Source organism: Allosalinactinospora lopnorensis, assembly GCF_000981225.1.
Lineage (GTDB): Bacteria > Actinomycetota > Actinomycetes > Streptosporangiales > Streptosporangiaceae > Allosalinactinospora > Allosalinactinospora lopnorensis.
In genome coordinates, this window is sequence record NZ_LAJC01000176.1 from 1 (window position 1) to 1,485 (window position 1,485).

The window sequence follows — 1,485 nt, forward strand, 5'->3', positions numbered from 1 at the left end:
GGTGGTTTGTTGACTTTGGGCGGGGCTGGCGGTATGTGGGTGGGCAGGGGGTGGTGGCGATGGTGACTGCCCGGCGGCCGTGTCCGCCCGCGCCGGGGCCGTTGGAGGGGTACACGGCCCGGTTCGATGATCTGTTCCGCTCGCTGGCTCAGCGGCGGGGGGTTCGCGAGTATCTGAGCGGGCTGCTGCTGGCTAGAGACCGCAACAAGACACTGACCTGCCTGGCCGGGGTGGAGCCGGTGGCCGGGGCCCAGCATCCGGCGGTGCAGCGGCTGCAGTTCTTCCTGTCGGAGTCGTGCTGGGACCACGAGCAGGTCAACGCCCGACGCCTAGAGATGCTGCTGTCCGATCCGGTAACCGCGCCTCATGAGGGCGGGGTGCTGGTGGTCGACGACTCCGGCGACCGCAAGGACGGCACGGCCACCGCGCATGTGGGACGGCAGTGGCTGGGCCGGCTGGGCAAGACCGACAACGGCGTGGTCACCGTCACCACGCTGTGGGCTGATGAGCGGCTGTACTACCCGCTGCACGCCGTGCCCTACACCCCGGCTCGCCACTTCCCCAAGGGCCGCAGCGACCCTGACTTCGCGACAAAGCTGCAGATTGCAGCCGTGCTCGCCCGGCAGGCGGTGCAGGCCGGGGTGGCCTTCCGGGCAGTGGCGACCGACTGCGCCTACGGGGACCAGGACGGCTTCCGCGGTGAACTGGCCGCCGCCGGGCTGCCGTTCGTGATGGCCCTCAAACGGCGCAGGGGCACCTGGGCCTACGGCCCCGAGGCCCACACTCCGCTAGACGCCGCCCGCGAACTGGCCTGGTACGACCCGGCCAACCCGGGCGATTGGGCTGCTGTGACCCGGACCTTCCGCGATGGGCGCACCGCCACCTGGTGGGCCGCCGACGCCCGGCTCGGCTGGTGGGGCCCGGACGGCGCCACCCGACTGGTCGTGGCCACCACCGACCCGGCCACCCTGCCGGAGAAGTCCACCTGGTACCTGGCCACCAACCTTGCCCGCCCCGGCTCACCGCAGGAGGCCAACAGCCCCCATCCGGCCGCCGACCTCGCCGAGATCGTGCGGATCTACGGCATCCGCAACTGGATCGAACAGAGCTACAAACAGGTCAAGGACGAACTCGGCTGGGCCGACTTCCAAGTCCGCTCCGACACGGCCATCCGCCGCCATCAGACCCTGGTGAACTGCGCGTTCTCCTTCTGCTGGCACGCCTGGTTCGAACAACCGGCCCCGCCCGAACCACCGGGCGCGCCCGCCGGAGGGCAGGACCGGCCAGAGAGGGGGACCCCCCGCCTCCCACCAGCCCCACGCGCCCTGCTGGCCCCGGGCAATCCGCGCCATCCGCGGCTGGCTGACCCCCGCCATCGCGCTGCAACGCTGGTGGCCGGCATGGTCCAAGGCGCCCCCGCCCACCGAACTCCAGGACCTGATCAACGCCGTCGCCACCGGCCAGGCACTCCACCTCTACGCCCCG

1 protein-coding gene is annotated in these 1,485 nt (G+C 71.6%); it reads left to right on the top strand.

Annotated elements, in window-relative coordinates:
- Positions 1–62: 62 nt before the first annotated feature.
- On the top strand, positions 63–1,485 hold a 1,423-nt coding region (locus VS93_RS26345), incomplete at its 3' end, for an IS701 family transposase (RefSeq protein WP_046472536.1).